Raw genomic sequence first — 26,051 nt, 5'->3', positions numbered from 1 at the left:
GTTACGGAGCGCGCGCAGTTCTGCTAGGGTCCCGCCCCGAGATCTGGTGCGAGGGGTGAACGTGCGGAAACTCTTCCTGATTTTCCTTGTCGCGACGGCGTGCGCCGGCGCCGGCTGCGGTGACGACGGCCCCGGGCCCGCGGCGACGGAGTGCTTCGACTACAGCAAGTTCGACGGCACCACGCCCGAGGTGAGCTTCGCGGGCGAGGTCCTCCCCATCTTCCAGCGGTCCTGCGCGTTCAGCTCGACGTGCCACGGCGCCGAGGCCGGCTCGGCCGGGTTCGCGTACCTCGGCCCGCCGCTGATCGAGCAGGCCACGCAGGCGCAGATCGACGCGATCGTGGCCCAGAACGTCGGCGCCGCGTCGAGGGCGCCCTCCGGGATGGCGCGGATCACGGCCGGCGACCCCGCGAACAGCTTCCTCCTGCACAAGCTCGACGACACCCTGAGCTGCGGGGACCTCGAGTGCGCCCCCGACGGCTGCGGGGACCCGATGCCCTCTGGCGGCGACCCCCTGCCCTCCGCGGAGCGTGACGTCATCCGCAGGTGGATCCAGCAAGGGGCCAAGGTCAATTGATCGGCCGGCTCTCCGGCCACGTCGTGGAAGAAGGCGACGAGGGCACGGTCGTCCTCGACGTCAGCGGGGTCGGCTACGAGGTGACCGTCCCGCTCGGGGCGCTGGGGCGCGCGCGCGGCATCGCCGCGAACGCGAAGGCCGGCTCGGACGCGATCACCCTGTTCGTCCACACCCACGTGCGCGAGGACGCGCTCCTCCTGTACGGCTTCGCGACGCGCGAGGACCGGGCGGCCTTCCGCGTGCTCATCGGCATCTCCAGCATCGGCCCGAAGATCGCGATGGCCATCCTCAGCGCGCTCGGCGCGGGGGAGCTCGCCGCGGTGATCACCCGCCGGGAGACCGCGCGCCTCACCGCCATCCCCGGCGTCGGCAAGAAGACCGCCGAGCGGCTCGTCCTCGAGCTGAAGGACAAGCTCGTCCACCTCCCCGCGGCCCCGCTCTCCCCCGCGGCTCCCCCGCCCGCGGCCACCGGCGCCAAGCAGGACCTCCTGCACAGCGCGCTCACCCGCATGGGCTACCGCCCGGCCGAGGCCGAGCGCGCCGTCACCGCCCTCGGCGCGCGCGTCGACAGCGCCCCGCTCGGCGACCTCGTGCGCGATGCGCTCGCGCTCCTCTCCAAGTGACCCACGTCCAAGTGACCCACGCCGCCGGCGCCCGGCAAAACGCGATCGCCCGCGCCCGGAAAAACGCGGCCGCCCGGGCCCGGCGAGCCGCGATTTGCCCGGCAGAATCGCCCCAGCGAACGGGCGGGCGGCGGCGCGGGACCCCCGCTCGAGGGGCGGAGGAGCGACAGACAGTCGACAGAGGGCCGCCGCGGCGAATATGCTCCCGCCGCCGTTCGCCCTGGGACCCAGTCCGGTCGCTCGTTGTGAGGAGGCGTGGTGATCACCTGCCCGAAGTGCTCCAAGGAAAATCAGGACCATTACAAGTTCTGCCTCGGCTGCGGCGCCGAGCTACCTCGCGACGTTTCGCCCAAGAAGTTCGCGGCCGGCACCCCGCCCCACGGCGTGCCGGCAGCGACGCGGGCGAAGGATTACGGCGATGAGCCGACCGCCATCGGCACCGGCGCCCAGAAGGGCCCCGCGGTCGCGCCCCCGCCGCCCGCGCTCGTCGATCCCGCGGCGTTCATCGCCCCGGCCCGCGGGGAGGACACCGGCGCCAGCAAGAAGGCCGCGTCCGCGACGCCGGCGGCGGCGGCCGGCGCAGGGACGGTCGTCTGTCCCCAGTGCCAGGAGCCCAACCCGCCGTCGAACAAGTTCTGCGCGCTGTGCGGCTTCAAGCTCGTCAAGCCGGCGGGCCAGGCCGCGCAGCCCTCCACGCCGGTCGTCTCCACGTCGGGCGCCGCGAACGTCGTGCTGACGGCGCTCCGGGCCGACGGCACCGAGGCCGGCTCGTACACGCTGCCCACGAACCCCACGCTGATCGGGCGCGACTCGGGCACGATCTTCGGCGGCGACAGCTACCTCTCGCCGCGCCACGCGACGTTCTCGATCAAGGGCGGGCGGCTCTTCGTCAAGGACGAGGGCTCGCTGAACGGCGTCTACCGCAGGCTGCGCAGGGACACGCCGGTGCAGCTCGACAACGGCGACGTCTTCCGCATCGGCCAGGAGATCGTCCGCGTCGAGCCGCTCTCCCCGGCGCCCGCGACCCCCGACGGCGTCGAGCGGCTCGGCAGCCCCTCGAAGGGCTACGTCGCGCGGCTCGCCCTCATCATCGGCAGGGACGCGACCGGCAACGCGTTCCCGGTCCCCGACACCGGCCTGCACCTCGGGCGCGAGCGCGGCGACATCCTCTTCCCCGAGGACGGCTACGTCTCCGGGCTCCACTGCCAGATCTCGCTCCAGGGCGGCCGGCTGTTCCTCACGGACCTCGGCAGCTCGAACGGCACCTTCCTCCGCGTCCTCGGCGAGACCGAGATCACGGGCGGCGACATCCTGCTCATGGGTCAGCAACTGTTCCGCATCAACGTCTGAGCGCGCGCCAGCGGCGCCCCGAGGGCGCGACCGTCCCGCTCGCACAACCCGACGCCCCATCGTACGCTCAGCAGCCCTGAGGCACTCGCCATGGAAATGGTCCGCACCATCCGCGTGGTCGCCGCCGTGATTGAACAGGACGGCCGGTACCTGATCACCCAGCGCCGGCCGACCGCCGTGCTCCCGATGCTCTGGGAGTTCCCCGGGGGACGCGTGGAGGAGACCGAGACGGACGCGGCCGCGCTGAAGCGCGAGGTCCGCCACCGGCTCGGCGTCGAGATCGAGGTGGGCCAGCTGATCTCGTTCGTGAGCCACCCCTACGAGCGCTACGTCGTCGATCTGTACCTCTACGAGTGCCACATCAGGAGCGGCGAGCTCGCCTCGCTGGCCGTGAACGCGTTCCGGTGGGTCACGAGCGCCGAGTTCGATCGCTACCCGTTCACGCCGGCGGACGAGGCCAGCATGAACAAGCTCCTCGGCATGACCTGACGCGCCCGCGCCCTCACAGGCGCGGCGAGCGCCGCAGCAGCACGAGGAACATCGGCCCGCCGAGCACCGCGGTCACCGCGCCCACGGGCGGCTCCGTGCCGAGCCACCGGAACAGGAGCCGCGCGACGAGGTCGCACGTGACGAGCAGGACCGCGCCGGCCACGAGCGACAGCGGCAGGAGCCGCCGGTGATCCGCGCCGCAGAGCCGGCGGACCGCGTGCGGGACGATCAGCCCGACGAAGCCGATGAGGCCCGTGCGGCTGACGATCGCGCCGACGACGCACGAGGACGCGAGGAAGACCCGGCGCTCGACGGCGCGGACGTCGACGCCCAGGGTCCCGGCCGACTCGTCGCCGAGCGAGAGGAGGTTCAGCCGCGCGGCGTCGGCGAGGAGCACGGCGCAGCCGGCGGCGACGTAGACGGCGACGCCGAGGAGGGCCGAGGTCGTGGGCAGCTCGACGAAGCCGATGAGCCACCGGAGCAGCTGCTGGGCGCGCGAGGGAGAGACGAGCGTCTTGAGGAAGGAGATGAGGCCCGCCGCGATGGAGTTCACGATGACGCCGGCGAGGAGCATCGAGGCGCCGGAGGTGCCCTCCGCCGCGCCGCGCGCGATGGCGTAGACGAGCAGCGTCGCGACGAGGCCGCCGGCGAGCGCCGCCGCGGGCAGGAGCGTGGCGCCGAGGACGGTCGTCGCGCCGACGCCGAGCGCGATCGCGACCGCGGCGCCGAGCGCGGAGCCGCCGGAGACGCCCAGCACGTACGGCTCGGCCAGCGGGTTCCTGAGCAGCGCCTGGAACGCGGCGCCCACGGCCGCGAGCCCGGCGCCGGAGACGGCCGCGAGGAGCACGCGCGGCAGGCGCACGTCGATGAGGAGGGTCCGGTCGAGGCCGGGCTCGGCGACGGCGCGCGCGATCGAGACGGGCTCGGCGCCGAGGAGGACGGCGAGGACGAGCGAGAGCACGAGCGCCGCGGGCGCGGCGGCGAGGACGAGCGCGCGGCGGGGGCCCCGGCCGGACGCCGGCGGCGCCGGGAGGGAGGGCACGCTCGCTCGGCGCGGGGCGGGGCCGGACACGGGCAAGGTCAATCCTGGCCGCCTCCGCCCGCCGCGGGCGGCAGCGGCGCGTGCCCGCCGCCTCGCTCGGCGTTCCGCTCGTAGATCAGGCGCAGCCCGGTGAGCGTCAGGTCGTCGTCGACCCCCTCGATGGTCTCGGTCTGCGGCGCGATGAGCCGCGCCAGGCCACCGGTCGCGATGACGCGGCACGGGTAGCCGAGCTCCCGCCGGAGGCGGCCCACGAGCCCGTCGACGAGCCCCGCGTAGCCGTACACGATGCCCGACTGCATCGAGTGGACGGGGTTGCGGCCGACGACCCGGGGCGGGAGCGCGATCTCGACGCGGGACAGCCGCGCGGCGCGGGAGAAGAGCGCCTCGGCGCTGATCTGGATGCCCGGCGCGATGACGCCGCCCAGGTACTCTCCCTTCGGGGTCACGCAGTCGAACGTCGTCGCCGTGCCGAAGTCGACGACGATGACGCCGGCGGCGGCGTGATCCCCCCGGTCGTGCTCGGCCGCGTGCGCTCGCGCCGGCGCGGCGCGGGGCGCGGCCTCGGGCTGCCGCCGCACCCACTCGTGCGCCGCGACCGCGTTGACGATCCGGTCGGCGCCGACCTCGCGCGGGTTCTCGTAGAGGATGGCCATGCCGGTCTTGATGCCGGGCCCCACGACGAGCGGCTCGATCCCGAACGCCCGCTCGACGAGCCCCACCATCGTGTCGGTCAGCGTCGGCACGACGCTCGCGACGATCGCGCTGTCGATGCGGGCGAGGTCGACGCGGCGGAGGTCGAGCATCTGCCGGACGAGCACGGCGTACTCGTCCGAGGTGCGGGAGCGCGCGCTCTCGCAGCGGAGGTGGTGCTGGAGCACCTCGCCCTCCAGCACCCCGAAGCTGATGTTGGTGTTCCCGACGTCGATGGCGAGCAGCATGCTGGCCCGACTCTAGCGCCGCGCGCCCGGGATCCGGCCAGGATTTCGGACGCGCTGCCGGCGCGCGCGGCGCGCTGCCGCACGTCCGCCGCGCCCGGCCTTCAGCGCTTGCGCGCGAGCGTCACCCCGTCGCGCACGGTGAGCATGACCTTCTCGACCCGGGGATCGCGGAAGACGAGATCGTTGAAGGCGGCGATGGCGCGGCCGTCCACGCTCTCGGGGGCGAGGACCTCGCCGCTCCAGAGGGTGTTGTCTGCGACGATCAGCCCGCCGCTGCGGAGGCGCGGGAGGGCCTCCTCGTAGTAGGCCGGATACCGCTCCTTGTCGGCGTCGATGAACACGAGATCGAAGGCAGGGCTCGCCGGCATGGCGCGGAGGGTGGCGAGCGCGTCGCCGAGCGCGATCCGGATCTTCCCGCCGTGCTCGCTGCGGTCGAAGAACGATCGGGCGATGCGGACCACCTCGGGGTCGCGATCGCACGTGATGAGCTCGCCGTCCGGCGGGAGCGCCTCGGCCATGCTGAGCGCCGAGTAGCCGGTGAACGTCCCGATCTCGAGCACCCGGCGCGCCTGCATGAGCGCGACCAGCATCCTGAGCAGGGAGCCTTCGACCCGCCCGACCTGCATGACCGCCCTCGGCTCGTGGGCCAGGGTGAACTCGCGCAGCTCATCGAGGAGCGCGGGCGGCGGCTCGGAGTGGTCGTGAACGTAGCGATCCAGCTCTGGATTGACGATAGCGATCATGGCGAGGCTCCTCGGCCGCGCACCGTAGCATCGGTGCGCGCTCCCTCCTCACCTCACCTTGAGCCGCCGGCGGCCTTCGCGGTAGCGTCGACCATGGCCTTCTCTTCCTGGAAGACGTGCGCCGCAGCGGCGCTCCTGGCGGCGGCCTGCAGCTCGACGGACGGCAGCCCCGGGACAGGCGGCGCCGGCGGAGCCGGCACGGGCGGCGCAGGCGGGGGCACGGGCGGCGCAGGCGGCGCTGGCATGGGCGGCTCCGGCGGGGGCGCGGGCGGAGCAGGCGGCTCCGGCGGCGCAGGCGCTGGCGTGGGGGCGAGCTCCACGACGGCCGGCGGCGGCGCGGGGGGAGAGGCGGTCTACGATTGCGCGTCGCTCGGCGATCCGTGCACGACCTGCCTCGCCCTGCGCTGCCAGGAGAGCTATTGCGCGTGCCAGCGGAGCGCGGAGTGCGCCGCGCTGGGCAACTGCCTCCTCGGCTGCGCGGCGGCGGACGTGGCTTGCGAGCAGGCGTGCCTGACGGCGCACCGGGCGGGCATCTCGGGCATCTTCCTCGAGGGCGGCTGCGCGTCCGCGCTGTGCAGCGCGCAATGCCCATCGCGAGACGCGCTGTCCCCTTGCGCGTCCTGCCGGTTGACAGGGTGCGCAGCTGAGATGAACGCGTGCGTCGCCGAGCCGTCGTGCAGGGCAATGCTCGCGTGCGTGGATGCGTGCCGTGCGGACAGAGATGGCTGCCTGGAGGCATGCTCGGCGATGTACCCGGACGGCGTGCAGGCTGCCGGGGCCGTCTTCGCATGCGAAGAGGCGCGGTGCGGGGCGGATTGCGAGTGACCGGTGAGCCGCCGCGGGCCGCCATGCCGCGCGGCGCCGCGGGGGTCGACGCCCTGGGCGAACAGGCATAGCATTCCGTCGTGGCCTTCCTCGGATTGCGCGAGATTGAGCGGGACCCGTACGCGGTCGTCCATCACGACCCCGCTCAGCAGCTCGTGCTCATCAAGCGATATTCGCTGAACTATCCGAGCATCGCGGCGATCGAGCTGAGCTTCGAGCGCATCGATCGGTCGCTCGAGGCGATCGCCAGGCGGCACACGCTCCTGCTCGTCGACGCCCGCGACGCACCGCTGCGCAACGACGCCGGATTCGAGAATGCGTTCGCGCACTGTCACACGCGGCTGACGCAAGGTTTCAAGAAGACCGCGGTCCTCCTGAAGAGCGCGACCGGGGTGCTCCAGGTCGGCCGGCTTTCGAAGGGCTATGAAAAACCGATGGGCATTTTCACCCGCCCCGAGGACGCGCTCCACCACCTCGGCGTCAGCGTCGACCTGAAGCAGCTCACCGATCCCTGACGAGCCCCGCTCTAGGAAAGCGGTTTGCCGCCGGTTACACCGAGGACCTCGCCGTTGACGTAGATCGCCTCGTTCGAGGCGAGGAACACGAATGCGGGGGCGAGCTCGACCGGCTGCGCCGGGCGCTCCATTGGATGATTCTTGCCGAAGGTGGCCACCTTCTCCTTGTCGAACGATTGCTGGATGAGCGGCGTCCACACGGGGCCGGGCGCCACGACGTTGACGCGGATGCCACGCTCGATGAGGTCCTGCGCCAGGCCCTTGCTGAAGGTGACGATCGCCCCCTTCGTGGACGCGTAATCGAGGATCGCCGGGCTCGGCTGGTACGCCTGGATCGAGGCGACGTTGATGATCGAGCCGCCTTCCTTCATGTGCGGCAGCGCGTACCGGATCATGTGGAACATGGCCAGGATGTTGACGCGGAAGGTGCGCTCGAGGCGCGCAGCGTCGATGTCCTCGAACCGCTCGACGGCCTTGCCCTGCTCCGCCGCGTTGTTCACAAGGACATCGATGCGCCCGAATTTACGCGCCACCTCCTCGACCACCTTCCGGCAATGGGCCTCGTCGGCCAGGTCGCCGGGTAGCGTGAGCGCCTCGCGCCCCGCCTCCTTGATGACCCGCGCCGTCTCCTTCGCGTCCTCGTGCTCGCTCAGGTAGGAGATCGCCACGTGGGCCCCCTCGCGGGCGAACGCGAGCGCGACGGCTCGGCCGATCCCGCTGTCCCCTCCGGTGATCAGCGCGATGCGGTCCTTCAGCCGGCCGAGCCCCTTGTACGACGACTCGCCGTAATCGGGCCTCGGATCCATCTTGGCTTCGATTCCGGGACGCTCCTGTGTCTTGCCCTCGAAAGGCGGCTTCGGGCCCGCGCCTTTCGGATCCGCTGCCGGTCCAGTGTTCTGCATAACCTCCTCCTGACGCTGCGCTGTCGTGAGAGGCCGAACGCGCTCCCACCGAACCCTGGCCATAAGGGCGGCGGCACAGCCCGGCCATCGGTGGCCGCCTGCTCTCCAGATCGGAGCCGCCCCTACACCGGCGCAGCGACCAGCGAGCGGCGCGCGCCGTCGGCCCCTCGCCGGGCGCTCCCGAGCGGACACGGCGGCAGACATCTCTCGGTGATCGACGTGGCTCGACGTGGATCGACGTGATCGAGCAGACGGCGCGCGCCCCTGTCGCGCGGCACCGCCACGACCTGTCACGTCAAGGCTTGACAGGCGACAGCTGGTCCGGTGTCTTCACCCTGCGTTGTCTCGCGGCACGCCGCCGGCGAAGACGCGGAGGAGAACCGTGGTGATGAAACACGTCGACGAGAGCCGTCTGGAGTCAGATCTCGAGTATCGGTTCGGTTATCTCATCGAGTTCGTCGGCTTCGGCGAGGCAGACATCGCGGCGATCCACGGCGCCGCGCCGCACCTCGCCCCGCGGGTCGAGGCGCTCGTCAACGCGGTGTACGAGAAGCTGTTCCTCTACGACGCCACGAAGCGCCACTTCGTGCCGAAGCAGCACGGCTACGAGGGGGCGCCCCCGGTCGACCTCGCGTCGCTCACGATGGACCACGAGCAGATCAAGTTCCGCAAGCAGCACCTCGCAGCCTACCTCGTCCGGCTCGTGACCCATCCGTACGATCCGAAGATGGTCGCCTACCTCGATATGGTGGGGAAGATCCACACCGCGAAGGCCGGCAATCCCGAGGTCGTCGTCCCGCTCGTGCAGATGAACGCGCTCATGGGCTTCGTGTCGGACGCCCTGCTCCAGACCATCCTGTCGCTGGGCCTCGACCGCGACACCGAGGTGCGCACCCTCCGCGCGTTCAACAAGCTGCTCTGGCTCCAGAACGACCTCCTCGCGCGCCACTACGTCTCGGCGGCCTGATCCCCCTCCCCTTCCGGCCATGTGTCGCCCGCCGGGATGGACCGCAGCGGCGGGCTGCGCGCCGGCATCCCGGGGGCGGCAGCGCGTCGAGCGGACGGCCCATTGCGCAATCGCGCGACCGTTTGCGCAAGCGCACAACGGCGCGCGCTGCGCCGCCCCGCCGCGCGCGCCACGCGCCGGCGAGGGCGCCTTCGGATCGCCTGGATCGGCCGGGAACACCGCGAAGAAGAGCCCGGCACATGCGGTGCTAGGCGCCCGCCCACCATGAACCGATTCTTCGATGGCATCGCGCTTCTCGTGGGGCTGTCCGTCATCCCGACGATCGCCGGCTGCAGCGACGAGCCATCCGAGGAGGAGCGCCGCTTCGCCCGGCTCGCGAAGCGCGCCGAGCAGGTGCGCGAGCTGTCGTTCCGCCACGCCGTGCCGGTCGTCACGATCACGCGGGACGAGTTCGAGGCGGACCAGGAGGCGGCGGCCGACGCCGCCGAGGAGGCCGATCTCGAGGAGATGGCCGCGACCTACGGCCGGCTCGGCTACTTCGCCGTCGACGCCGACCTCCGGGAGACGCTGGCTCGCTCGGGGGACTGGGCCGCTGCCTGGTACTCTCCCGGGAGCAACGGCATCGTGCTCATCGGCGAGGTGGACGACTCGGTCCTCATCCACGAGTACGTGCACGGGCTCCAGGATCAGCATTTCGACCTGGCGCCGGACCAGGACGACGCGCTGACGAGCGACGCGTTTCTCGCGCAGCGGGCGGTCACCGAGGGCGACGCAACGCTCGCGGAGGGGCGCTTCATCATGCAGGAGCACCTCGACGCCGATCTGCACCTCGTGGACTGGGGCCGGCTCCTGTCGTCGGTGCATGCGCAGCGGGAGGAGCTCCTCGCTGGAAGCGGGCTCCCCCTCTTGTTCATGGCGTATCCATCGTTCGCCTACAGCTTCGGGCTCGAGTACTGCGCCCACAACCTGACCGGCGCGAGCGCGGCGACGCCCGTCATCGACAGACTCCCGCCGTTCGACTGGTCGAGCGAGGACGCGCTCTTCTCGACGCGGGCGCCCACGAGCACCCAGCAGATCCTCACCCTCGACGCCCAGGACCCCGAGGTCGGCGTCGGCCTGGACGAGATCCCGTCCACGCTCGACGACCGGCTCGAGCGGCTCGACTGGGACACCCTCGGTGAGTGGCTCACCTACCTGCTCCTGCGCCCGCTCGAGGGCACGGCCGATCTCGGCGACATGCGCGCGCTGGCCGCGGCCTGGGACGGAGATCGCGCCCTGTTCGTGCGCGATCGGAAGACGGACGCGATCGGCACGGCGTGGGCGTCGGCGTGGGACGACGCCGGCGCCGCGGCGGGCGTCGAGGCCGCGCTGTGGCAGCTCTACGACGGCTCGCCGATCGCCGGCGACGAGCCGCGGCTCGGGCGCGCCGGCGACGGCGAGCTCATCTGGATCGAGCGCAGGGAAGAGCGCGTGGTCGCCCTCAAGAACGTGGACGAGGCGCTCATGCCCTCGCTCGCCGAGGCCGCCTTCCCCTCCGGGATCCGGCCGATGCGGCACATGATCCGGACGCGCCCGTCGCTCGCGGCCAGGCTCTCGCGGCGCCTGGCCGGGCGACATCACTGAACCAGCGACGGCGCGGCGCGCTCAGATGCAGAGCGAGTCGCAGTCGTGATCTTCTTCGCACGCCGTGACGCAATCGCCGTCGTCATCGCACGCCGCGATGCAATCGTCTCGATCCGTCGAACACGCCGTGATGCAGTCGTCCTCGCCTTCGTCCTTGTCGTCGTCCGTGTCGACGAAACAGCCGGCGGCCAGGGGAATCGTGGAGACCAAGAGCACTGCAAGCACCTTACGCAACATGGGTTGTCCTCCTTCGTGGTGTACTGTCCGCATGCGATGCAGGGGACATCGAACACTCAAGCAGGGGGCGTACCAATCGCTGTTCTGACGCGACTCAACCGTTGGATCGCAGGCCCGGAGAGCCGTTATGCCGCGCAAAGCGAGCTCGGCGCCGGAGCTCCGGGTCACCCGAGCGCCCCGGCCGGCGGACGTGAGGGTTCCCGCGAGAAGGCAAATCGCCACAGCGGAGGAGGCCATGGCGGCGCGCGGCGCCCTCAGCGCCGGGCTTTTCCGCGCGGCGCGCCGGGCGTGCGCGCTGGGTCAAAGTGTCACAGCCGGCTCGACCGTGGGCGACGGACCTCCGTCCAGGTGAGCCTCCGGCCGCGCTGGGTCTCACCGCAGCGCGGCCCGGCAGCTCACGCCTCGTCCTCGGGCTTCTGCGGCTTGGGCGGCGGCCGGTCCACGGCGTAGCGCCGCAGATCCAGCGTGTAGGGCGCGTCCCCGTGGGCGATCGCCTGCTTCGCGGTCACCGGCCAGGGGGTCGGCCCCTCGATCGTGAACCGCTGCGCGCGCCGCGCCGACGCCTCGAACCGCGTGAGCGGCGCGGCATCGAAGGCGCGGCCCTCGGGGTGCCACACGTGGTAGGCGCACGCGCCGATCGAGCGCTTGCCCCACGTGTCCAGGATGTCGATGTGGACCGGGTGGTGAATGCCGATGTGCGCGTGCAGGCTGTGCGGCGGCGCCCAGGCGCGGAACCGCACGCCGCCCACGTGCTCGCCCGCCGTCCCCGTCGGCCGGAGCGGCAGCACGTGGCCGTTCACGAGCACCGTGTGGCGCTCCGGCGTGAGCCCCTGCGCGCGCACCTCGATACGCTCCATCGACGAGTCCACGTAGCGCGACGTGCCCGTCGTCGTCAGCTCCTCGCCGAGCACGTGCCACGGCTCGATCGCGTTGCGCACCTCCAGCACCACGTCGCCGGCGTGCAGCGTGCCCACCACCGGGCAGCGCAGCTCGATGAACGGCCGGTACGCGTCCGCGGGCAGGGCGAGCCCGCGCTGCTTCAGGTGATCGAGCACGTCCTCGAAGTCGCGCCACAGGTAGTACGGCAGGAGGAAGCGGTCGTGCAGCGCCTGGCCCCAGCGCACGAGCCGGCCCGAATACGGCTCCTCGGCGAACGAGGCGAGCAGCGTGCGGACGAGGAGCGCCTGGGCGACCGCCATCCGGAAGTGCGGCGGCATCTCGAAGGCGCGCAGCTCGATGAGCCCCTGCCGGCCGTGCGCCGTCTGCGGATCGAACAGCTTGTCGATGCTCACCTCGGCGCGGTGCGTGTTGCCCGTCATGTCCACGAGCAGATGGCGGAACAGGAGGTCCGAGAGCCACGCCGGCTCGTTCTGCCGGCGCTCGAACGCGCGCGCGAGCGCGATCTCCAGCTCGTAGAGGTTCTCGTGGCGCGCCTCGTCCACGCGCGGTGCCTGCGACGTCGGGCCGACGAAGAGGCCCGCGAACATGTACGAGAGCGACGGGTGGTGCTGGTTGAACGTGAGCAGGCTGGCCAGGAGATCCGGCCGGCGCAGGAAGGGGCTCGAGAGCGGCGTCGGGCCGCCGAACGTGAGGTGATGGCCGCCCCCGCTCCCCGCCATGCGCCCGTCGATCAGGTATTTCTCGCAGTGCAGGCCGCTGTGGAGCGACGCGTCGAACACCGTCTCGAGGAGCGACGCGTACGCGCGCACCCCGTCGGAGGGCGGCAGGTTCACCTCGAGCACGCCCGGGTCCGGCGTCACCGAGAAGCGGAGCACGTTCGCGCCGGACGGGGGCGGGTACCCCTCGAGCAGCACGTCGATGCCCGTCTCCTGCCGGGTCGCGTCGATCGCGGCGATGAGGTCGAAGAAGTCGGCCGGCGAGAGGAGCGGCGGCAGGAAGACATGGACGAGGCCGTCGCGCGTCTCGACGCAGAGCGCCGTGCGCACGCCGTAGCCCGATCGTCCCGCGGCGGGGGCGGCGCGCTGGGCGTGCTTGTCCTCGGGGGCGTGCCGCTGGGCCGCGCGCGCGCGCGCCGTCTCGGCGTGCTCCGGGTCGCCGTCGCCCTCGAGGAGCTGGACGCGGCGCTGTCTTTCTTCCTCCTCGTCGGCCTCGGGCTCGCCGCGCCGCGGGTCCTGCGGCGACACGAGCTCCTCGATCGGCGGCGGCGGGGCCACCGCGACGAGCGAGCGGAGCGGGAGGCGCAGGCCGATGGAGCTGTCGCCCGGGATCAGGAAGAGGTGCCCGCGCCGGAAGCCCCAGCGCTCGCTGATCCACGACCCCCACTGGCGCGCGAGGGGCAGGACGAAGCCGACCTCGCGCCCGAGCCCGCGATCGAGGACCCGCGCGAGGCGCCGCCGCTCCTCCGCGTCGTCGAGGTTCGCCTTGAGCGGGTCGACGTCGGTGGGCAGGCTCGCCTCGTCCTGGAGGTGGCGCCAGGGGTCCTCGAGGGCCGGCATCAGGAAGTCGGTAAGCCCGAGCCGGGCCGCGAGCGCGTCGGCGAACTTCCGCGAGAGCTCGACGCCGCGCCCGCGCGACGCGCTTGTCGCCGGATCGGCGTGGCGCGCCTGGGACATCTCGGTCCAGATCGGAACGCCGTCGCGCCGGCCGATGATCTCGAGCGCCCAGCGGGGCAGGCTCTCGCCGGGGTAGTGCTTGCCGGCGCGGAGCAGCAGGACGCCGCCCGGCGTGATCCGGCGCCGGAGCTCGTGCGCGAGCCGGAGCCCTTGCGACCACTTCGTCGGGCCGAGCGCGCCCTCGCACCACTCGGGCGCGTCCGGGTACTCGCGCGAGTTGAACGTCGGCTCGCCGCCCATCGTCAGGGAGAAGCCCGCGGCGGCGAGCCGCTCGTCCGCGCGATCGGCCACGGACAGGAGCTCCTGCCACACGGGCTCCTCGTAGGGCGTGGTGGGCCTCGGCTCGTGGCCGAGCCGCCCGACCTTCATCTCGAAGGTCACGTCGGTCGCGCGCGTGTCGCTCGTGCCCTCGACCGGCGCCGCGAGCGCGGGCGAGGCGGTGCAGGCGAGCGGGATGTGGCCTTCGCCGCAGAGCAGGCCGCTCGTCGCGTCGAGGCCGATCCAGCCTCCGCCGGGGAGGTAGACCTCGGCCCACGCGTGCAGGTCGACGACGTCGCGGCTCACGCCGCGCGGCTGGTCGGGGATCATCCCCTCGTCCGTGAGCTGCACGAGGTAGCCGCTCACGAAGCGCGCGGCGAGCCCGCGCGACCGGAGCGCCGCGATGAGCAGCACCGCCGAGTCGCGGCAGCTGCCGCGCCCTTGCGCGAGCGTCTCCTCCGGCGTCCAGATGCCGGCCTCCTCGCGGATGACGTACTTGATACGCCGGTTCACGGCGGTGTTCAGCGCGACGAGGAGCGACACGGTGTCGCCCTTCGAGGGCAGCCCGGTGAGGAACTCGTCGAGCAGCGGGCCGCGGGCGAACGAGGGGTCGGTGCTGTCGAGGAAGGGGGCCAGGTCCTGCTTGAGCTCGGCCGGATACCCGAACGGGACCTCCTTCGCGCGCTCGTCGAGGAAGAAGTCGAACGGGTTCACGGGGCGCACGCTGACCGCGAGCTCGACAAGGACGTCGAAGTGAGGGACGCGCTCGCCCGCGGGCAAGAGCACCCGCGCGACGTGGTTGCCATACGGGTCCTGCTGCCAGCGCGCCGCGATCGGCGGGTCGATCTTCAGGCTGTACGACTCGATCTTCGCCTTCGCGTGCGTCGCGGGCCGCAGCCGGATGAGCTGCGGGCCGAGCGAGGCGGGGCGGGGATAATTGTAACGGGTCCGGTGCTGGATGAGCAGGCGCACGGTGGTTTGTCTCCGGGGGTGGCCCTATCCAACCAGAAGTGCCCCCTTCCGTCTCGCCTTCCGTGACGCGCGTGAGGCGCGCTGCGCGATCGTTTCGAGGACGATTCGGCCAGGGATCGACGGCGTGGCGGCGCGTGGGCGCGAGCGTGCGGCGGGCGAGCGCGCGGGCATGCGGCGGGCGAGCGGGTCGCGGCGCGAGCGCGTGACGGTGCGTGAACGCGAGCGCACCGCAGCGCGCGGACGCGATACCACGAGCGTCTGACGGCGGCGTGGCGCAACGCGACCGCACAGCGGCGCGAGCGTCTGACGGAGCGACCGCGCAGCGACGCGAGCGTCTGACGGAGCGATCGCACGCCAACGCGGCCTCGCGACGGCGCGAGCCGCGAGCCGAAGCGACCGTGCGGCGGCACAAAAACCGCGTGCTGCTGCGCCTTTGGCGCCGTTCTGTCCGCCTCGCCACGCCGCGCCCCGATACCGGCGCCGCCCGCGCTTGCCGTCCGAGGGCGAAGCGGTGATCATCGCCCGCTGTGTCGGGTTCGGAGACGAAACAGCCCTCGCTGCCCCCGGTCGAGCCGGGGACGGTGCTCGCCGGCAAGTACCGCGTGGAGCGGGTCATCGGCCAGGGCGGCATGGGTGTGGTCGTCGAGGCCCGCCACGTCGTGCTCGACGAGCGGGTCGCCCTGAAGTTCCTGCTCCCGGAGTTCACCCAGCACCCGGAGGGCTCGGCCCGCTTCCTCCGCGAGGCGAAGGCCGGCATGAAGATCAAGAGCGAGCACGTCGCCCGTGTTTCGGACGTCGGCACGCTCGAGAACGGCGCTCCCTACATGGTCATGGAGTTCCTGATCGGGAGCGACCTGGCGCGCCTGCTCCGCGATCAAGGCGTGCTCGGCATCGAGGACGCGATCGATTACATCGCGCAGGGCAGCGAGGCGATCGTCGAGGCCCACGGGCTCGGCATCGTCCACCGCGATCTCAAGCCGGCGAACCTGTTCCTGACGACGCGCGTCGACGGCTCGCCGCTCGTCAAGGTGCTCGACTTCGGCATCTCCAAGATGGCGACCGGCGCGGTCGACATCCTGACGGGCACGGACGCGGCGCTGGGCTCGGCCCTGTACATGTCGCCGGAGCAGATGCGGCAGACGCGCTCGGTGGATCACCGGACGGACATCTATGCGCTCGGCGTCTCGCTCTACGAGCTGCTCGCCGGCAGGCAGCCGTACTACGCGGAGACGCTGCCGCAGCTCTGCGCGGAGGTGCTGACGGGCACACCGACGCCGCTGCGAGAGATCCGCCCCGACGTGCCCGCCGCGCTCGCGGCCGTGCTGGAGAAGGCGTACGCCCGCGAGCGCGAGCACCGGCACGCGTCGGTCGCCGAGCTCATCGTGTCGCTCGCGCCGTTCGCGCCCGCGCGCACGTACACGACCCTGGCCCGGATCGCGCGCATGGGCGGCCTGTCGCTCCACGCCGCGATCCCCGGCGGCCAGCGCGCGTCACAGCCGTCGTTCTCCACCATCGACTCGAGGCCCCCTGGGCCGGCCGCTCGCGAGCCGTCGTGGCCGGGGCTCGCCTCGCATCCGGCCGGGCAGCGCGACACCGGGCAGCCGCGCCCGCCGACGCCGCTCCCTCACGGGACGCCGTTCCCGCAGGCGCCGTCGCCCGTCGCCCATGCCTCGACGCCTTACCCGCATCCATCGTCGCCGTTTTCCCAGCCTCCGTCGTCCGGCAACGGCGCCTTCGGGCCTCGCCCTGGCGAGGACGGCAGGCCGAGCCCGGTCCCGCCGAACGGCTTCCCGGCGCCCACGCCGCAGCAGCACATCGTCCCCGGTCCGTACAACGCGCCGATGAGCTCGCGCGCCGCCGCGACCTTCGCGTCGTCGACCCACCTCGGGATCTCGTCGGACGGGCGCCGGATCCCTGGGCTATCGGTCTCCCCTTCCGCGATCCTCGCGATCGCGCTGATCTCCGCGACCCTCCTCCTGGGGCTCATCGTCGGCAGCGTCTACATGCTCCGCCGGGGCGGCGCCGACGGGACGGAGAGCACGGCGGCGGCGCCGACGGTCGCCGTGAGCGCGACGGAGACCGCCGCGCCGGCGCCGGCGCCGACGCCCGAGCAGCCCGCGCCTTCCGCCGGGACGACGACGCCGGACGGGCCGACGATCCGACCGACAGGCGCGGCAGCCGACGCAGCGACCACGGCGGACACAGCGGCGGCGAGCGCCACCGCGGCCGCGAGCGCCCCCGCGCCGAACGCCGCGGCGGCCGCGAGCTCCCCCGCGGCGTCGCCGAGGACGGCGCCCACCGCCGCCCGGGGCGGCTCGCCTGCGGGTCGCACCACGCCGGCCGCCCGCCCGTCGCAAGCCACGACGACGCAGCGCCCTCCGAAGGGCATCGACCTGAACGACCCGCACTGAGCCCACAGCCATGATCCCCTCGACAGTCCATGCCCCCCGCGCGCTCCGTCGCGCCCGCCTCGCCCTCGCCGCGGTCGTGCTCGGCTCGGCCGCCCTGCTCGCGCCCTCGGGCGCCGCCGCGCAGGGCGCGGGCGGCGATCCGACGCTCGCCCAGACGTTGTTCGAGGAGGGGCGCCGCCTGATGGAGGCGAAGTCGTACGCGCAGGCGTGCCCCAAGCTGGCCGAGAGCCAGCGCCTGCGGCCCGGCACAGGGACGCTGCTCAACCTGGCCCTGTGCAACGAGGGGCTCGGCAAGACGGCGACGGCGTGGGGGCAGTTCAAGGAGGCGCTCTTCGCCTCGAAGAAGGAGGGCAACGCCGCGCGGGAGGCGTTCGCGCAGGAGCACATCGACGCCCTGGAGCCGAGGCTCTCGAAGATCCAGCTCAACGCGGAGAACACGCCTGGCCTGCTGGTCCGCGTCAACGGCGGCGACATCCCCGCGGCAGCGCTCGGCACGCCGATCCCGATCGATCCCGGGGCGCACGAGGTCGAGGCGACGGCGAGCGGCTACACGGTCTGGTCGACGACCGTCCAGGTCGGCGAGAGCGCCGATCTGAAGGCGATCGCCATCCCGAAGCTCCTGCCGGTGGCACCCACGAGCAAGCCTGCCGGGCCCGAGGCGCCGCCGGCCGGCGGTGACGTCGGCGGCCGCAGCGGCGGACGCGGCCTGCAGACCGCGGGCTTCGTGATCGGGGGCGCCGGCGCGGCGGTGCTCGGCGTCGGCGCCGTGTTCGGCATCCTCGCCGCGGGGCAAGCGAGCGACGCGGAAAAGGACGAAGCGCTCTGTCCGGAGAAGCTGTGTACGCCGGAAGGTCGCAAAGAGATCAACGCGGCGGAGACCAAGGCGCTCGTGTCCACGATCGGCGTCGGCGTGGGCGTCGCCGCGCTCGCCGCGGGGGCGGTCCTCGTGCTGACCTCGGGCCCATCGAGGGCGGAGGGCGCGAGCGCCGCGGGGGCACGGCAGGGCTCGCCAGCGCGGGTGCACGCGCGCATCGTGCCGCTCATCGGCCCGGAGGGCGGCGGGGTCGGGGTGCTGGGCGCGTTCTAGCGCCGGGGCGCGGCAGACGCCGATCGGCCGGGGACTGAAGAGCCAGCGGGCCGAGGGCGGAGGCATCGGGCCCGGTGGCCGAGGGCGGAGACGTCGGCCCCGGTGACGGTCACTTACGCGCCAATCAGGGGGTGTCCTCACGTGACATCCGCGCCGGCGGGCGCTCGCTTTGTATCGATGGATGACGCCGGCCCGCTAGCAAAGATCTCCGCTGCCTCCCGGCTTCGCAGCTGCAAGCGCGACGTGCTCGATCGCTGGACGCGCCGGGTGCTCGACGATCCCAGGGCGCCGGCGCCGCGGCGGGGCGAGCGCCCGGTGCTCGTCGACGCGGCGCCGGCGCTGCTCGAGCACCTCATCGAGGCGCTCGCGGCGAGCCGGCTCACCGGCGAGGACGCGGCGCTCCGCGGCGCTTACGAGCGGGTCGAGGACCACGCGCGCCGCTGCGTCACGCGGGGCCGCTGCATCGAGGCGGCGCTGCGGGAGCTATCGCACCTCCGGGCTGCGCTGATCGAGGAGTGCGTCGCCCAGGGCATCGCGCTCGGGGTGGGAGAAGCGCAGGTCCTCCACGCGGTGGTGGACGCGAGCATGTGGACGAGCGCGCTCGAGATCGAGCGGGCGACGCGCGCCGCGCTCGAGGACAGCGGCGCGCGCCTGCGGCTCGCGACGCAGGCCGGCGGCGTCGGCGTCTGGGATTACGACACGGTGACCGGCAAGCTGCGCTGGGACGACCGCTGCCGGGAGGTGTGCGGGCTGGAGCCGGCGTCGGACGTCGATTACGAGCTCTTCCTCTCGGCGATCCACCCGGACGATCGCGCGCGCGTGCAGGAGGCCGTGCTGCGCTCGCAGGCCCCGGAGAGCGGCGGCGAGTACAGCATCGAGTACCGCCTCGTGGGGATCCGCGACGGGATCGAGCGCTGGGTCTGCGTGCAGGGGCGCACCTTCTTCGACGCGACCGGGCGCAGCGTCCGGATGATCGGCACGGCGATCGACATCTCCGATCGCAAGCGGGCGGAAGCTGCGCGGCTGGACGATCTCGCGTTTCGCGATCGATTCCTGGCCGCGCTCAGTCATTACCTGCGCACGCCGCTCACGGCGGTCACGCTGGCGTCGAGCACGCTGGTGCGCCACGGCAACCTGACGCCGCGCCAGGCGACGAGCGTCGAGGGGATCGCGGCGAGCGCGCGCCGCATGGCGCGGACGATCGACGACCTGCTCGACCTGACCCGGAGCTGCTTCGGCGACAGCATCCCGATCGCGCGGAGGCCGGGGAACCTCCATGTCCTCTGCAAGGGGGCGATCGACGAGCTCCGGGCGACGCACGCGGGGGTGCCGATCCGGCTCGATCTGCGGGGGAGCGGCGCGGGGCTGTGGGATCCCGAGCGGGTCGCCCAGATGGTGACGAACCTCGTGCAGAACGCGGTCGACCACGCCGAGCCCGGGAGCGCCGTGCGGGTGGCGCTCCGGCCGCGCGGGGGCGACGTGCTGATCGAGGTGCACAACAAGGGCCCGGAGATCGCGCCGGAGCGGCTGGCGACGCTGTTCGAGCCCTGGCAGCAGGCGTCGCCCGCGGAGGGGCGAGCGAGCGCGGGGCGGGGGCTCGGGCTCGGGCTGTTCATCGCGCACCAGATCGCGCGGGCGCACGGCGGGGCGATCGAGGTGGCGAGCCAGGCGGAGCGGGGGACGACGTTCACGGCGCGGCTGCCGCGGAGGGGGGCGGCGAGGGGCTGAGGGGTGGGGGCGAGGCACGCATAGGATGGCGTGGCGTGAGGCGACCACAGCGATGCCGCCGAACGGATTACGTTTGCTCTTACAGCCGAGCGAGCCGTCCGTCGTCGAGCAGCACCCAGGGGGCGGCAGCCGAGTACGCCTCGGTCCCGGCGATGGGCAGGCTTGGCGCATCCGTGAGCTCGTCGAGTCCCTTGTCCCGTAGCCGCATCCCACGTTCGGTGAGGCGATACACCTCCGAGAGCATGGGGTAGCCAGCATTGGGCGGCTTTGGACCAGGCGCGCGATCCACGGCCGCGCTCGACTCGTGGTCTGCCCAGTGCTCCAGCCGGCGCGGCAGGAACAGATCGCCTGTACAGAAGAGGAGATGCCACATGTCTACCAGCGTCTCCGACTTCTGTGCGGCCACGCCCGCCGGAGTCTGCCACTCAGTCGACAGCCGAGAGAGAGTGATCTCGTCGAATCGACTCAAGCGCAGGTCTCCCTCCGCGGTCCTTCTTGGAAAGAAGCAGGAGAGGAACGCCCACAGGGGAGCAAGCTCCGGAAAGCCTTCGACGCCAGCCCTGCAGCTCTCTGCGAACGACAAGGGATTCTCGTCGACGTAGCTGTCCCAGAGGCGAACAGCGCGATCGTAGCGTTCGGGCGGCCAGGGGCTCGCCTTACCAAGACGGTTCAGGAGGACCTCGTCCGCATGATCGGACACGGACTCGGAGCAGGTAAACGGACGAGCCGACACCTCACGGCTTGCTGCTCTCGACGGTGGAATGGGGATCGAAATCGAGAATGAAGATATCGTGATGTGCGAACCCGAGATGACGCAACCAGCTACAAATCCGCCAGAGGTTCACCCGCTCGTGAAGGCTCGCCGATACCCACAAGGCGATGGGGGGCTCCCAGTGGACATCCGACGAATAGAGCTTGTCCCATTCTTCGGTCGAATTCCACCACGCACGACGCGCCCGCGCATGTTCCAGAGCGTCTCCACGGCTCGGACCGATGACAAGACGGTCGGACGCGCACACGACATGGGTCGCACCAACCTGCAACAGCCGCTCGGTGGTGAGCCCATCGAGAGCGACATGAGTAGCCCCGCCAAGTTCAACGATGTTCGCCATGCTCAACAGAGCCACACTTGCAGTGGTGTCCGAAGTTGTAATTCATGGCCTTTCAATGCGGAGCGAGGGACGACGTTCACGGCGCGGCTGCCGCAGTGGGCGGCGGGGGCGAGGCGCTGAGGAGGCGGCGAGGGCGGCGGTGCAGTGCGCTCTTGCGAGAGGGCTTCCAGGAGGAAGCCAGTCATGACATGCAGCAGAAGGTGGAGGGCGCGCTCGCCAAGAGTTCGCCCACGGGCTCGCCACCGTGCGGCGGGCATGCGCCCGGCTCGACATCCGCGATCACGGCCGACTTGCTCCCCAGGCCTGCGCCGGGAGGCGTCACGACGCAGAACGGGACGCTGGAGCTGACGATGTTCGACGCGAGCAGGTCGGTGCAGGCGGCGTCGCGGTACACGGACGCCATGAGGGTGCACGAGGCGCCGGTCGGATCGCCGCAGCCGCAGGGGGTGCACTCGCGGCCGTCAATCATGTCCTCGAAGAAGACGTGCTTGACGGCATACCCCTCCGGACAGCTGGCGTCGTCGCCCTCGTGGTAGACGCAGGTCAGGAAGCCCGACGGCGCGGCTGGCACACATGTCGTTGCGTCCTCGCACGCGGTGTACGCGCCGGCGAGGCACGCTCTGGCCCGCGTCGCCCACGGAGCCAGCCTGGGGACAGGCGGCGGGGCGTCGATGCGCGGCGTGCACGCGCCGGTCGTCACCGAGGGAGCCGCGATTGTGAGCGACTGCACGCAGGGCTCGCCGTCGCAGAGCTGATCTTCGGGGATCGGGTTCGCCGCGGTGCACGCGCCGTCCCAGCCGTCGGGCGCGGCGAAGGAGGTCATCACGGTGCCCGGCTCGTCGCCGGGGCACGAGGCGGACGAGGATGCGGCCCAGCCGGTGGGGAGCGCGCAGGAGGCCTCGGGCGGATCGCACGCGCAGATCGCGCAGTCCATCGGCGGCTGCTGGAGATCGGCGAAGCCTTCGTAGCCAAGCGTGGGCGCGTCGGCGGGGCAGTCGGGGACAGCTTCGGGTGGGCCGAACCAGAGCAGCGCAGGGCCGAACCAGCCGAGCGGCGCGGGCGGGGTGCACTGGCCAGAGCACAGCGAGCTGTGCATGTCGCCGCCGGAGCCGCCCTGGCCGCTGACGCTGGCCTCGCCGCCGGCGCCGCCCGCACCACCATCGCCCCCCGCGCCGTCTGCACCGGCCGCTCCGGCGTCGGGCTGCTGTCCGCAGCCGTGCAGCTGATGCTCAATTTCTCCGGGCGTACAAGGGCCGGTGATGATGATTGGTTCTTGATTGCAGGCAACCACCAGCAGCAACCACGGAAGGAGAAGGCGGGGAGTGCGCATCGCAGAGAGCCTACTCAGGCGCGCATCTTCGGCGCAACGCAAAGATTCGACAAATAGCTTCATGGGCAACCATTACAAATTTGAGGGATAATTTCTCATACTACTCGAGCGCGTGTCGCTTCGTCCCACCCCTTCCGCCACCGGCGCGCTCACAAGCTCGCCTGGAGGCCGAACCCGAGCGTGCCGGCGATGTCGCGTGAGGCCCAGAGCGAACTATCGGACATCTGATCGTTCGTACGACGGCCGATCGCTGCGCCGACCAGGGTGGGAGCCACGCCCAAGTATCCCCGCGCAGAGAGGCTCTTCGAGAATGGCCAGTCGACGCCGATCCGGCCACCGAGCCCAAGACCGAGGCGCAGAGACGATGCCGCGCCGAGCGGAACCTCGGGTGTAACACGAAGCATGCCGAGCTCCACGGCTCCACAGGCGAAAAGAACGTGGCGATGCAGGCACACCGCGGCGTTCGTCATGAAAAGCGACGCTGCCATGGGCACCTCGTCGATCTCTTGCGACAGCGAGGCGAGCCCGCGGACTTCCAGCGCGACCGACCACGCTGGCCAGCGTCCTCCGATTGACAACGCCGGGCCGATGGCGACGCCCGGCGCCATCCCGAGGCCTGTCACGGCGCCGAGGCCGGCTACCCAGCGGAAGCGCTCCGCCGCAACCGGCGACGCGCTGCTCCGGGGCGGCGCGCGCACGGGTGACGCTGTGCGCGGGGATGATGGCGGCGCAGGGGACGGCTTCGGCGGGCAGGGCCGATCCGGCGAACAGGGCCCGTCGGGTGGTGCGGGCGGCGAAGCGGGCTTCGCTGGTACCCCAGGTGGTGCGGCGAGCTCGGCGGCGTCGTCGAGCAGCACGGCGATGGACAGGGCCATGGCGGTGACGAGCACCTTGCAGTCATCGTAGGCGCTGAACCCGTCGAACCAGCGTCCGTGACCGTCGCCGTCGCGGAGGAACATCGAGGCGGCGAGCTTGCCGCGCCGGCGCTCGATGGACGCCGTCATCGTGAACGCAGCCTCGGCGTCATAGGGGTCGACCCCACCCATCGCCCGGACCGTCTCCGCGCGCAGGAGCTGCTCGTCCGGGCACTCCTCGGCGCCTGGCCCACGGATGAACTCGAGCCGCACCCGGAGCGGCGTGGCCGTGGGCTCGGCCCGGACCGGTGCGACCCCGGCGGCCGAGATCGCGGCCGCGGCCGTCGAGGCGAGCGCTGCGCGTGCTGCCCGCTTCCTGCGCGCGCCCTCGTCGTGCGATCTCCCGCGCATCGGCCTCGTCCGCGCGGTCATGGAAGCGTCTGCCCCGCCGCGCTGCCGGCCGGCGCTGTCTGCGCCCCCGCGGCCTTCGATCGCAGCCGCTCGCGCGTCAGTTTGAGCCGCCCCTCGGGGAACCGCCGCTCGTGGGCGGCGATGCGCTCCAGCGCGAGCGCTCTATCGCCTTGCAGCAGCGCCTGCCTGGCGGCGTCGAGCAGCTGCAGCTCGTCGGCGAGCGGCTCTCGATCCTGGTCGGAGGGAGCGTGCTGCTCCGGCGCGGCGGGTTTGCGCTGGCGGAAGACACGTGCCGGCGTGGGCGCGCGAGAGGGTGAAGCTTCCTTGTCCGAGATCGCATCGGATCGCGGCGCCTCGGATCGCGGCCTTCCACCGGGCCCCGTCTCCGGCCGCGCATCGAGGCCGACGGCACGCGAGAGGAGGATCGGTGTCGCGATCGGGCCCAGACGGTGGGCCCAGAGGGCCGGCGCCGGCGCGAGCGCGGCGAACAGCGCGGCGCCGCTGACGCCTGCCGTCGCCCACACCAGCGCCGGGAGGATGAACCGGGCGAGCAGGCGCGCGAAGCGAGCGGCATGCCCGGGTCGATCTGCGAGGTCCTGGCGTCCGAGATCGCTCGGCGGCTCGGAACGGGTTGCAGGCGCGCTCGTCTCGACGATGGCGGCTGCGCCGGCGTGGACGGCCGGCGACGCGGCGGCGGAGCGCGAGGAGGCGAGGGAGAAGAGCGGGAGCATGAGCAGGACGGACCGGAGCGCGCGCTGCTCCTCGGGACGCAGGCGCTTCACGGCGGCGCGGAAGTCTTCGCGCGCGAGGCGCAGCCGACTTGAAGCGGTGTTCTCGTTGAGCTCGAGAGAGCGCGCGATCTCGCGCAGCGGGATCTCGACCATGTCGGCCATGATCAGGATGGCGCGCCGTTCGGGCGCGATCGTCGCCAGCAGGCGGGTCGCGATCGCGATCCGCTGGTTCGTGGCAATGCGCTGCTCGCTGCTCGGCGCGACGTCGGCGCGCTCGAAGTACGCCTCATCCGCGAGGCCCACCGGCACCTCGAGGCGCCGGTAGTTGCGCTCCAGATGGCGCCGGACCTTGCGCCAGGCGATCCCGAAGAGCCAGCTGGACTCGGCTCGCCAGCGCGGGCCGAGGCCGTGCGGGCGCGATGGCCGAGGGGGATTGCGCGGCGCCGGCAGCGGGAGCGACGCCGGGTCGTCCTGCTCCCGCTGCTCCTGGGCGGTGTCCTCGGCGGCAGCGGGCACGGCCAACACGAAGTCCTCGAGAAACGGCGAGGCGACCGGCGGCAGTGAGGCAGAGCCGGGTGCTGCGGCGGGATAGGCGGGGTTGTACCGGGGGAGGCTCGTGTAGGCGCCCAGGAGGACCTCCTGGGAGAGGTCGTCGATGTCGTCCTCGGCCACGCCGAGGTAGCGGAGCATCCCCGGGAGCACGTGAACAGCGGTCGCGTGCATCGATGTCCAGGTGCTGTGCTGGACGAGGTCGGCGGGAGGAGGCGGGAGGGGAGAGAGAGGGCTCATGCTTAGAATTGCGGGGGATTCTCGGGATCGTCACGAAATCGACGGCGGGTGCCAAGGGGCGAGCGCTCCGGGGCCATGTCTTGTCCCTGGGGGACAGCACGGCTAGGGACGGGGAATGCGCAAAACCGTTTCGACTCGCAGCATCGTCTCGATCGCCATCACCACCTGCGTCCTCGCGACGACGGCCTGCAGCTCTGACGAAGAGTCGCCTGCTCCGGACGAGGAGGTCGCCGTCGCCATCTCCGAAGCCCGCGGCCTGGCCGAGGGCTCCACGGCGACGGTCGACGGTGTCGTGACCGTCGCGCCTGGCACATTCAATTCGGCGACCGGCGAGCAGGGCTTCGCGCTGCAGGACGACACCGGGGGCATCTACGTGAGCCTGCCCGACGCGCTCGATCTCAACCTCGACACCCGGGTGCGTGTCACGGGGACGCTCGGGCAGACGGCCCAGCAGACGGTGCTCAACGCCAAGGCAGCCTCGGTCACGACGCTCGGCGAGGCCCGCTCCGTCGGACCGAAGGACGTCACGACCGGAGAGGTCGGCGAGCCCGTCGAGGGCCTGCTCGTGCGCGTGGACGGCCGCGTGACCAAGGCCGTGGAGGACGACCAGCCCTACGGCTTCAAGGTGTACATCGACGACGGCTCGGGCGAGATCCAGGTCTTCGTGCATATCGTGAACGGCCAACCTGTCATCGACACCACGTCGCTCAAGGTCGATCAGGACATCACGGTGACCGGCCTCGCCGCGCAATACGAGGTGACCTACGAGGTCGCGCCGCGCTCGACAGGAGACCTCGTGGCGGAATGAGCGAGCCGGCCGGCGCGCCGACCCGACCCTGCGCCTTACCGCCTTGCTACGCTGTGTGCCCCCGGGCAGACGTGGCCCCTATGGGCCAAGCCGCCGAGAAACAGCGCCGCGCCACGTACGCCGACCTCGAAGCCGTTCCGTCGCACCAGGTGGCAG

At 72.1% G+C, this 26,051-nt stretch carries 23 protein-coding genes; 12 read left to right on the top strand and 11 right to left on the bottom strand.

Going from position 1 to position 26,051, the window contains the following annotated elements:
• Nucleotides 1–61: 61 nt before the first annotated feature.
• The 4 genes from WME97_RS01590 to WME97_RS01575 all read left to right on the top strand — a co-directional run bounded on the left by WME97_RS01590 (nucleotide 62) and on the right by WME97_RS01575 (nucleotide 3,039).
• Nucleotides 62–577, top strand: a complete 516-nt coding sequence (locus WME97_RS01590) for a hypothetical protein (protein WP_437548916.1) — start codon at nucleotides 62–64, stop codon at nucleotides 575–577.
• Nucleotides 547–1,200: a Holliday junction branch migration protein RuvA gene (gene ruvA, locus WME97_RS01585; RefSeq protein WP_437548914.1), complete on the top strand. Its 654-nt coding sequence runs from the start codon at nucleotides 547–549 to the stop codon at nucleotides 1,198–1,200. Before WME97_RS01590 ends, ruvA begins: the two co-directional genes overlap by 31 nt.
• Before the next feature lie 258 nt (nucleotides 1,201–1,458).
• Complete coding sequence (locus WME97_RS01580) at nucleotides 1,459–2,550, top strand: FHA domain-containing protein (RefSeq protein WP_437548912.1); 1,092 nt, start codon at nucleotides 1,459–1,461, stop codon at nucleotides 2,548–2,550.
• Between the two features lie 90 nt (nucleotides 2,551–2,640).
• Complete coding sequence (locus tag WME97_RS01575) at nucleotides 2,641–3,039, top strand: (deoxy)nucleoside triphosphate pyrophosphohydrolase (RefSeq protein ID WP_437548910.1); 399 nt, start codon at nucleotides 2,641–2,643, stop codon at nucleotides 3,037–3,039.
• Nucleotides 3,040–3,052: 13 nt separating this feature from the next.
• On the opposite strand, the gene WME97_RS01570 is transcribed toward WME97_RS01575, so the two are convergent.
• The 3 genes from WME97_RS01570 to WME97_RS01560 all read right to left on the bottom strand — a co-directional run bounded on the left by WME97_RS01570 (nucleotide 3,053) and on the right by WME97_RS01560 (nucleotide 5,762).
• Entirely contained in the window at nucleotides 3,053–4,081 is a 1,029-nt protein-coding gene (locus WME97_RS01570) for a FecCD family ABC transporter permease (RefSeq protein ID WP_437548909.1), read from the bottom strand.
• A 38-nt stretch (nucleotides 4,082–4,119) separates the two neighbouring features.
• Nucleotides 4,120–5,019, bottom strand: coding sequence for a type III pantothenate kinase (locus WME97_RS01565; RefSeq protein WP_437548907.1), 900 nt, complete (start codon nucleotides 5,017–5,019; stop codon nucleotides 4,120–4,122).
• A gap of 101 nt (nucleotides 5,020–5,120) precedes the next feature.
• Entirely contained in the window at nucleotides 5,121–5,762 is a 642-nt protein-coding gene (locus WME97_RS01560; RefSeq protein WP_437548905.1) for an O-methyltransferase, read from the bottom strand.
• A gap of 93 nt (nucleotides 5,763–5,855) precedes the next feature.
• On the opposite strand from WME97_RS01560, the gene WME97_RS01555 reads away from it, so the two are divergent.
• Both WME97_RS01555 and WME97_RS01550 read left to right on the top strand, forming a co-directional pair.
• Nucleotides 5,856–6,587, top strand: coding sequence for a hypothetical protein (locus WME97_RS01555; RefSeq protein WP_437548904.1), 732 nt, complete (start codon nucleotides 5,856–5,858; stop codon nucleotides 6,585–6,587).
• A gap of 80 nt (nucleotides 6,588–6,667) precedes the next feature.
• Complete coding sequence (locus WME97_RS01550) at nucleotides 6,668–7,102, top strand: hypothetical protein (protein ID WP_437548902.1); 435 nt, start codon at nucleotides 6,668–6,670, stop codon at nucleotides 7,100–7,102.
• An 11-nt stretch (nucleotides 7,103–7,113) separates the two neighbouring features.
• Here WME97_RS01550 and WME97_RS01545 read toward each other — a convergent pair whose 3' ends face one another.
• Nucleotides 7,114–8,004 (bottom strand): SDR family oxidoreductase, encoded by an 891-nt coding sequence (locus WME97_RS01545; protein WP_437548900.1) that lies wholly within the window; start codon nucleotides 8,002–8,004, stop codon nucleotides 7,114–7,116.
• 388 nt (nucleotides 8,005–8,392) lie between these two features.
• On the opposite strand from WME97_RS01545, the gene WME97_RS01540 reads away from it, so the two are divergent.
• The gene (locus WME97_RS01540) at nucleotides 8,393–8,971 is read left to right on the top strand and encodes a protoglobin family protein (RefSeq protein WP_437555290.1); all 579 of its coding nucleotides are present in this window, start codon (nucleotides 8,393–8,395) and stop codon (nucleotides 8,969–8,971) included.
• A 264-nt stretch (nucleotides 8,972–9,235) separates the two neighbouring features.
• Nucleotides 9,236–10,594 (top strand): hypothetical protein, encoded by a 1,359-nt coding sequence (locus tag WME97_RS01535; protein WP_437548898.1) that lies wholly within the window; start codon nucleotides 9,236–9,238, stop codon nucleotides 10,592–10,594.
• A gap of 21 nt (nucleotides 10,595–10,615) precedes the next feature.
• On the opposite strand, the gene WME97_RS01530 is transcribed toward WME97_RS01535, so the two are convergent.
• Both WME97_RS01530 and WME97_RS01525 read right to left on the bottom strand, forming a co-directional pair.
• On the bottom strand, nucleotides 10,616–10,831 hold the full coding sequence (locus WME97_RS01530) for a hypothetical protein (protein WP_437548896.1): 216 nt from the start codon (nucleotides 10,829–10,831) through the stop codon (nucleotides 10,616–10,618).
• A 395-nt stretch (nucleotides 10,832–11,226) separates the two neighbouring features.
• Nucleotides 11,227–14,634, bottom strand: coding sequence for a DUF2126 domain-containing protein (locus WME97_RS01525; RefSeq protein WP_437548895.1), 3,408 nt, complete (start codon nucleotides 14,632–14,634; stop codon nucleotides 11,227–11,229).
• Nucleotides 14,635–15,161: 527 nt separating this feature from the next.
• On the opposite strand from WME97_RS01525, the gene WME97_RS01520 reads away from it, so the two are divergent.
• The 3 genes from WME97_RS01520 (at nucleotide 15,162) to WME97_RS01510 (ending at nucleotide 19,860) form a co-directional block, all read left to right on the top strand.
• The gene (locus WME97_RS01520; RefSeq protein ID WP_437548893.1) at nucleotides 15,162–17,045 is read left to right on the top strand and encodes a serine/threonine protein kinase; all 1,884 of its coding nucleotides are present in this window, start codon (nucleotides 15,162–15,164) and stop codon (nucleotides 17,043–17,045) included.
• 10 nt (nucleotides 17,046–17,055) lie between these two features.
• A complete protein-coding gene (locus tag WME97_RS01515; RefSeq protein ID WP_437548891.1) occupies nucleotides 17,056–18,132 on the top strand; it encodes a hypothetical protein in 1,077 nt (358 codons plus the stop codon).
• Between the two features lie 243 nt (nucleotides 18,133–18,375).
• Nucleotides 18,376–19,860, top strand: a complete 1,485-nt coding sequence (locus WME97_RS01510; protein ID WP_437548889.1) for an ATP-binding protein — start codon at nucleotides 18,376–18,378, stop codon at nucleotides 19,858–19,860.
• A gap of 79 nt (nucleotides 19,861–19,939) precedes the next feature.
• Here the strand turns inward: WME97_RS01510 and WME97_RS01505 are convergent, their stop codons facing one another.
• The 5 genes from WME97_RS01505 to WME97_RS01485 form a co-directional block, all read right to left on the bottom strand.
• Nucleotides 19,940–20,560: a hypothetical protein gene (locus WME97_RS01505; protein ID WP_437548888.1), complete on the bottom strand. Its 621-nt coding sequence runs from the start codon at nucleotides 20,558–20,560 to the stop codon at nucleotides 19,940–19,942.
• Nucleotides 20,561–20,594: 34 nt separating this feature from the next.
• The gene (locus tag WME97_RS01500) at nucleotides 20,595–20,972 is read right to left on the bottom strand and encodes a DUF1835 domain-containing protein (RefSeq protein WP_437548886.1); all 378 of its coding nucleotides are present in this window, start codon (nucleotides 20,970–20,972) and stop codon (nucleotides 20,595–20,597) included.
• A gap of 181 nt (nucleotides 20,973–21,153) precedes the next feature.
• Nucleotides 21,154–22,302, bottom strand: coding sequence for a hypothetical protein (locus WME97_RS01495; RefSeq protein ID WP_437548884.1), 1,149 nt, complete (start codon nucleotides 22,300–22,302; stop codon nucleotides 21,154–21,156).
• Nucleotides 22,303–22,451: 149 nt separating this feature from the next.
• Complete coding sequence (locus WME97_RS01490; RefSeq protein WP_437548883.1) at nucleotides 22,452–23,567, bottom strand: hypothetical protein; 1,116 nt, start codon at nucleotides 23,565–23,567, stop codon at nucleotides 22,452–22,454.
• Between the two features lie 17 nt (nucleotides 23,568–23,584).
• Nucleotides 23,585–25,087 (bottom strand): RNA polymerase sigma factor, encoded by a 1,503-nt coding sequence (locus tag WME97_RS01485; RefSeq protein ID WP_437548881.1) that lies wholly within the window; start codon nucleotides 25,085–25,087, stop codon nucleotides 23,585–23,587.
• A 115-nt stretch (nucleotides 25,088–25,202) separates the two neighbouring features.
• Between WME97_RS01485 and WME97_RS01480 the strand changes: the two genes are divergently transcribed.
• Nucleotides 25,203–25,895 (top strand): DNA-binding protein, encoded by a 693-nt coding sequence (locus WME97_RS01480; RefSeq protein WP_437548879.1) that lies wholly within the window; start codon nucleotides 25,203–25,205, stop codon nucleotides 25,893–25,895.
• The last annotated feature ends 156 nt before the right edge of the window (nucleotides 25,896–26,051 follow it).

Source organism: Sorangium sp. So ce367, assembly GCF_051520455.1.
GTDB lineage: Bacteria > Myxococcota_A > Polyangia > Polyangiales > Polyangiaceae > Sorangium > Sorangium cellulosum_B.
Note: the sequence above shows the minus strand (reverse complement) of the source record. Positions and strands in the feature narration are given on the sequence as shown.